We start from the raw sequence: 6,599 nt of genomic DNA on the forward strand, positions 1-6,599 counted from the left end.
GCGACTATCCGACTTTGCTCAACCTTGGAACGTGACCAGAATCGTGGTGTCACAGCAATCTGACCTTGTTTCGGAAGCCGTCGCGGAAGCGACGCCTGCAATGGCCACCGCGGCCACGCGAAGTACCTGGGTGAGCATTGCGGTCAACCTTGCGCTGAGCATTGGACAAGTGGCGGTCGGCATTCTGTCCCGATCACAGGGCCTCGTGGCGGACGGGATTCACTCATTGTCCGACCTCGTCGCGGATTTCGTCGTGCTGCTGGCCGGTCACCATAGCGGCAAGCCCGTCGACGAAAAGCACCCTTATGGCCATCAGCGTTTCGAAACCGGGGCGTCGATCGCACTCGCGGCAATCCTGCTGGTGGTGGGGGGCGGGATGCTGTGGTCCGCGATCCAGAAGCTCGAGCATCCGGAGACGATCGCGCGCGTCCATGTCACGGCGCTATGGGTGGCGATCCTTGCGCTCGTCGCGAAGGAGAGTCTGTTCCGTTACATGCTAGCGGTCGCAACGCGGGTGAAGTCGAGCATGCTGGTCGCCAATGCATGGCACGCGCGTTCCGATGCCGCATCTTCACTGGTGGTTGCGTGCGGCATCGTCGGCAACCTGTTCGGCTACCCGCTGCTCGATCCCGTCGCCGCGCTGATCGTCGGCGGGATGATCGTGAAAATGGGCGCCACGTTCGGCTGGGACGCATTGCATGATCTGATGGACCGGGCGGCCGACGCTGAAGAAGTGCAGGCGATCCGCGCAACGCTGGTTGCGACGCGGGGCGTGCTTGACGTGCATGACCTGCGCACGCGCAAGACCGGCGATTTGATCCTCGTGGACGTGCATCTCGACATCGACGCCGATCTCACTGTCGCGCAAGGACACGACATCGCGGTGGACGCGCGTGCGCGCGTGATGAAGCATCACCGTGTCCTGAATGTCATGACCCACGTCGATCCACGGAGCCGCGAGAGCCTCCCCGCGGTCGCATCCGGGATGCGCGTCCGGTAGCCGGGATCGGCTGGCCGATGCACCCGATCGAAAGACCGCGTGCGCCGTGTGTCAATCGGAGCCGCGCGGATGATGGCCGCGTCTGAACGTCAGCCGGCGTTCGTTGACGAGCGCACGCCAATCGAGCTTCATCAACGCGAACACGAGGCCGAGCAGGACCAGTTGCGTGATGACGAAGTAGCCGCCGAGATACGTGCCTTCGAGTTCCGATTCCACGTCCAGTCGGGTCGACGCAAAGCGGCCGAGATGCGCCCAGATTGCATAGGTCGTTGCGCGGCCGATGAAGAACGCAGCCGCGATGATTCTGAGCGGCAACCCGGAAAGCCCGTATGCAATGAAGAGGTAGTTCGACGGCAGCGGGCTCAAGGCGTAGAAGAAGAACGCGCCGGCGGTGAGCGTCCGGTGCTGTCGCAGCCAGCGCGTGGCGACGTTGATATTCTCACGGTCGGATTCCCGCATCCAGCGGGAGCGGACAAGCGATCTCGCGAAGGTCGCCAGAATGACACGGCCGGTCGCCGCCGCGCCGGCCGCCACAACGGCAAAGATGAATGGATTGCCGTCGGGCAGGTTGAACCCGACCCACGACATCGCCATCCACGTGGGCGGGGCGAACGCCGGCATGAGATTCAGCAGAAGAATCAGCACGAAGAGTACAGCTAGCGTCTGCACGATATCGACTCCAGGCCATCCGGTGTCACGGCTCAATTTTGCTGAGGAAAGGGGCCGATGGCTTGACTCACGTCAAGCAACACGGCGAGCCGGTCGTTCGCGGGAGGCTCTCCGTCCTGACCCATGTCAACTGGCAAAGCGCGACGCTTCCTAGACTGATGCCACGCCGTCTGCAACCTGAACCGGATGCGGTGAACACCGCCATGCACGGCGATCGGAGCAATGGTCATGTCCCGAGTCCCCTGGTCGATCGATCTCGTGTTGCTGATCCTGGCGGCCGCCACGCTCGCCGGCGGCGGCGTATGCGTGGCGTTCGGCCAGCCGTCGCTCGCGCGATTCGCCTGGCTGCTGGGTACGCTGCCGGTCCTGCTCGCGTTGACGGTCTCGCTGGTCAAGGCGGCGATGAGGCGGCAGGTGGGCATCGACGTGCTCGCCTGGCTCGCGATCGCGCTGGCGATCGCGCTCGACGAGACGCTTGCGGCGGCCGTGATTGCGTTGATGCTGGCGAGCGGGCGGACGCTGGAGCGGTATGCGCAGGACCGCGCGCAACGCGAGATGAGCGCATTGCTCGGTCGTGCCCCCCGGCAGGCGACCCGTTTCGAGAACGGAGAATGGCGCTCGGTTGCGCCGGACACCCTTGTCCCCGGTGACAGGCTGCTCGTGCGGAGCGGCGAGTTCGTGCCCGTCGACGGTACGTTGACCGGCGACGCGGAACTGGACGAAGCCATGCTGACGGGCGAATCGTCCATCCAGCGGCGCCGTTCCGGAGAAAACGCATGCAGCGGCGTGGTCAACGCCGGCGCGCCGTTCGAGATGGTTGCCCGCACGACGGCGGGCAACAGCACGTTTGCCGGTATCGTCCGCATGGTCGAGCGCGCGCAACACGAGCGCAGCCCGTCCGTGCGTCTCGCGGATCGCTACGCCGCGTTATTCGTGCTCGCATCGCTGCTCGTCTCGGGCATCGCATGGCTGTTGACCGGCGACGTCGCACGTGCGCTTGCCGTGCTCGTCGTGGCCTCGCCGTGTCCGTTGATCCTCGCCGTGCCGGTCGCCATTGTGTCCGGCATGTCGCGTTGTTCGAAACGCGGCATTCTGGTCAAAGGCGGGGGGGCGCTGGAGCGTCTTGCGCAAGCGACGACTCTGTTCTTCGACAAGACCGGAACGTTGACGGGAGGACGGGCACGTATCGTTGCGATCGAGTGCGGCGCGGACGTCGCAGCGGACGATGTGCTGCGTTTCGCTGCGTCGTTGGCCCAAGCGTCGGGCCACGTCATTTCGGACGCGCTGACGGTCGCGGCGCGCGAACGTTGCATCGACCTGTCGTTGCCGTCGGCGGTCATCGAAACGGCCGGCGAAGGCGTGACGGGTAGGGTCAACAACCGGACCGTTGCGATCGGCAAGTTCGAATACGTGTCGGCACGCGCGACGAATGCACCGTGGAGCGACGCATTCCTGGCGCGCGTCGTCAGCGAGGGCGGGGCTGCGGTATTCGTCGGCGTGGATAGCGTCATGATCGGTGCGATTCAAATGGCCGACCAGGTGCGACTGGAAACACCGCGAGCATTGCGGCTGCTCAAGCGCGAAGGCGTCGAGCGTCTCGTCATGCTGACCGGCGATCGGCACGACATTGCGCAGGCCGTCGGCGAACTGCTGGGCGTCACCGATGTACGCGCGGAGCAGACGCCGGCGGACAAGCTTGCCGCTATCCAGGCTGCCCGCCAGGAGGGCGTGACGATCATGGTTGGTGACGGTGTGAACGACGCGCCGGCGCTGGCCGCGGCCGACGTCGGCATCGCGATGGGTGCGCGGGGAGCGGCCGCGTCATCCGAAGCCGCCGACGTGGTCTTGCTGGTCGATCGGCTGGATCGACTCGTGGATGCGATGCGTATCGCACGCCGATCGCGCCGGATCGCGCTCGAGAGCGTGGTGATCGGCATGTCCTTGTCGGTCGTCGCGATGACGATCGCGGCGGCGGGATTCCTGCCGCCGATTGCCGGCGCGGTGATTCAGGAGGTCGTCGACGTCGTCGTCATCGTCAATGCGCTGCGCGTGTTGATGGTGCGCTCGAGGCCGACGGGAGCCGGGTTGGCGGATATCGACGTCGAGCAACTCCGGCGCGAGCACACGGCATTGTTGCCGTTGCTGGACCAGATCAGGGATTTCGCGGATCGCTTGCCGGAACTGTCCGGGGGCGCCATCGCTTGCGAACTGGCGCGCGTAATCGATTCGCTCGACGAACGGCTGCTGCCGCACGAACGCGCTGACGATCTGGAGGTTTACGCGCGTCTTGCCCCGCTACTCGGTGGCGAAGATCCGCTTGCGGTGATGAGCGGCGCACACCGAGAGATCTTCAGGATGGTCCGATCGCTCAGGCAGATGGTCGCCGACCTGCCGCGCGACGGAACGAACACCATGCAGGTTCAGTCGATACAACGCCTGCTGTACGGGCTGGAGGCGATTGTGCGCTTGCATTGCGCCCAGGAAGAGGAACTGTTCCACGCAGTGGGCGCGGATACGTGACGACGAAACGCATCACGCTCGCGACGGGTTCACGAGCAGGAGAGGCGTTTTCGTAATGCGCGCGACGCGACCGGCCACGCTGCCGACGAGCCAGCCCGTGACGCCTCGCCGCCCGTGGGTGCCCATGACGATCATGTCCGCATTCCATTCGATCGCGTCGCGCGCGATCAGATGGGAAACGTCCGCGCCGGTTCGATCCGCGTGAATAAGTTGCGACTGCGCAGGTTTGGCTGTGCCTTCGAGTATGGCCGTGGCACCCTGGAGCACATGATTTCCTTCGCCGATCAATGCTTCTTCCAATGCCCCGCCAAGGACGAAATCGCCCAGCATTGGGGGGCGATCAACCACGTATATCGCACGGAATTCGGTTTCGGCCCGCGAGAATGTCAACCCTGCCCGCAATGCATCGAGTGCAATCGCGCTTCCGTCGACGGCGAACAGCATCCGCCGTGGCAGGTGCTCGGCAACCGACGCGAAACCTTCCGGAACGATGAGCAGCGGGCATCCGATGAATTTGCCGAGCGGGCCGGAAACTGTCCCTTCGACCCATCCGAGCAAGCCATGATGCTGACGTGCGCCGACGATCAGGAGTTCGGCTTGCCACGTTTGCGCGCTGTCGGCCAGTGCATTCACGACATCCCCGCCACGTGTGGCGAGGTCGATGACTTCCGTGTCGATGATGAGATCGTCGCGATCCATTGCGGCTTTGGCGCTCGACACCGCATCGGATGCATCCCTGAGCAACTCGACGCGCGCGGATTCGAGGAGCGCCATGGTTTTCGATCCGAGCGGGACGAGTGTTCTCGGATTTTCGGCAACGCTAATGATGTGTACCGCTGCATTCGAAGGGAGGAGCGCTTTGGCATAGGCGAGGGCATGAGCGGATGCGCTCGAACCGTCGATCGCGATCAGCACTCGCAGCGGAGCGGGGGCGGCCTGGACGAGTGAAGTGGTGGTGCCCATGAATGTCTCCCGGTGGCAACCGTCGGTCTTGTACACGGCAATTTTTCGCGCGAGCGGCTTCTGCCGGGTTGACCTTCGTCAAGTACGCTCCCTTCTCGATGCCGGGCGAGAAGACGGCTTGACCGCGATACGCCAGTTTCAGTACGTCGAACGATCGAGAAAGCTCGCTCGCAGATCGCTTGAGCACATGGCCGCGGCCACGTTGATATGAGTCAAGCGGGGTGCCGGCACCAGGCAGCAGCATTGAACCAACGCCGTGCCGTTCGGGAAAAGCCTTGCGCCTGCGCAACCGCAAAGCGTGTCGCTATCTGACTGGAGAAGTGATCATGAGAAAGCTGACGATGTTGATCGTGCTTGCGCAGATGCTGTTCGCCGCAACTACGGGTGTGGCGGCCGCCGACTCGTCCAGCCGGAGCGTGACGACGCACGGCCTGACCGTTCACTTCGGCATCGTGCCGGCAGAGAAGGCACCGCGCGTGCCGGAAGAGGGGAGTGCTCCAGGAGATACTAAAGCCGCACAGAATCTGGCCAGCTATCACCTCGTGGTTGCGCTGTTCGACGCCAGGACCGGCGCGCGCATCGACAACGCGGCGGTCATCGCCCGGATGACCGCACCGGCATCGAAGGCCAGGCCGAAGGTTCAGGTCAAGCGTTTGCCAGTGTTGACGGTCAACGGCATGGCGACGTACGGCAACTACTTCGACATGCAGTGGGCGGGCCGGTATCACATCGATCTCTCGGTAAAACGCCGAGACAGTGCCGACACGGTTCACGTTCGACTGAATTACGAGCACACGTTCTGAATATGTTTAGTGAACTGCAATCGCAGGAATTGGTCTGGTGATGAATTCCGGGTTAAACGCCGATTGCAAGCGAATCGGTCGCGTTCGCGCAAGAATGGTTATAGAGACGGTCGACAATCTTTGGCGTGGGCGTGCCGGTTGGAAGTGACTGGACGTCGACATACCGGAACCACTGACACAGACTGATTTCTTTGCCTGACCGCAGATCGGATTGGGTGGGAACGTCGGTGACGAAGATATAGTGAAGCTTGGACGGCCCAATGAACTGAAAGGCGTAGGTCAGCTTCAACCCGATCAAGCCGGTTTCTTCCTCGAGTTCACGACTCGCCGCCTCCGCGGGGGATTCGTCCGACTTAATGATGCCGCCCGGCAGCGTTCATCGTGATGCAGTTCGTGCTACCAGCAATACGCTTTCCTGGGAGCGACAAATAGTGGTGGCACGTTCCGTGATGCCAGCGGAGTTCAATCGGGGACACATTAAGTCGGGTAGCGTTGACCAGTATGAATGTAAGGCCGGCTGTAGTGGTCTAATGAATCCGGACACTGATTTAGGCGAGAATGGTCGCCATGAAGAGGTGTCTGATGAGCAAGCAACGACGTACGTTTTCCCCGGAGTTCAAACAGCAAGCCGCCTGTCTGGTGCT

Annotated in this window: 6 protein-coding genes; 3 read left to right on the plus strand and 3 right to left on the minus strand. The window is 63.1% G+C overall.

Annotated elements, in window-relative coordinates:
* Positions 1-100: 100 nt before the first annotated feature.
* A complete protein-coding gene (locus H0X91_RS25380) occupies positions 101-1,000 on the plus strand; it encodes a cation diffusion facilitator family transporter (RefSeq protein WP_196433454.1) in 900 nt (299 codons plus the stop codon).
* Between the two features lie 51 nt (positions 1,001-1,051).
* On the opposite strand, the gene H0X91_RS25385 is transcribed toward H0X91_RS25380, so the two are convergent.
* The gene (locus H0X91_RS25385) at positions 1,052-1,669 is read right to left on the minus strand and encodes a hypothetical protein (RefSeq protein ID WP_196433447.1); all 618 of its coding nucleotides are present in this window, start codon (positions 1,667-1,669) and stop codon (positions 1,052-1,054) included.
* Positions 1,670-1,897: 228 nt separating this feature from the next.
* Here H0X91_RS25385 and H0X91_RS25390 point away from each other — a divergent pair, with 228 nt between their 5' ends.
* Entirely contained in the window at positions 1,898-4,189 is a 2,292-nt protein-coding gene (locus H0X91_RS25390; RefSeq protein WP_196433448.1) for a heavy metal translocating P-type ATPase, read from the plus strand.
* A 12-nt stretch (positions 4,190-4,201) separates the two neighbouring features.
* Here H0X91_RS25390 and H0X91_RS25395 read toward each other — a convergent pair whose 3' ends face one another.
* Complete coding sequence (locus H0X91_RS25395; protein WP_196433449.1) at positions 4,202-5,152, minus strand: universal stress protein; 951 nt, start codon at positions 5,150-5,152, stop codon at positions 4,202-4,204.
* Between the two features lie 326 nt (positions 5,153-5,478).
* Between H0X91_RS25395 and H0X91_RS25400 the strand changes: the two genes are divergently transcribed.
* Positions 5,479-5,955 carry a hypothetical protein gene (locus tag H0X91_RS25400; RefSeq protein ID WP_052106030.1) on the plus strand — a complete coding sequence of 159 codons (477 nt, stop codon included), beginning with the start codon at positions 5,479-5,481 and terminating at the stop codon, positions 5,953-5,955.
* Positions 5,956-6,007: 52 nt separating this feature from the next.
* On the opposite strand, the gene H0X91_RS25405 is transcribed toward H0X91_RS25400, so the two are convergent.
* A complete protein-coding gene (locus tag H0X91_RS25405; RefSeq protein ID WP_230878022.1) occupies positions 6,008-6,328 on the minus strand; it encodes an NUDIX domain-containing protein in 321 nt (106 codons plus the stop codon).
* Positions 6,329-6,599 lie beyond the last annotated feature (271 nt).

This window comes from Burkholderia sp. 9777_1386 (genome assembly GCF_015712265.1).
Taxonomy (GTDB): domain Bacteria; phylum Pseudomonadota; class Gammaproteobacteria; order Burkholderiales; family Burkholderiaceae; genus Burkholderia; species Burkholderia cenocepacia.

What these genes read in the sequence shown, in the direction of transcription:
- H0X91_RS25380 (WP_196433454.1), top strand. Translation starts at nt 101, where the DNA reads ATGGCCACCGCGGCCACGCGAAGTACCTGGGTGAGCATTGCGGTCAAC.
- H0X91_RS25390 (WP_196433448.1), top strand. Translation starts at nt 1,898, where the DNA reads ATGTCCCGAGTCCCCTGGTCGATCGATCTCGTGTTGCTGATCCTGGCG.
- H0X91_RS25395 (WP_196433449.1), bottom strand. Translation starts at nt 5,152, where the DNA reads ATGGGCACCACCACTTCACTCGTCCAGGCCGCCCCCGCTCCGCTGCGA.
- H0X91_RS25400 (WP_052106030.1), top strand. Translation starts at nt 5,479, where the DNA reads ATGAGAAAGCTGACGATGTTGATCGTGCTTGCGCAGATGCTGTTCGCC.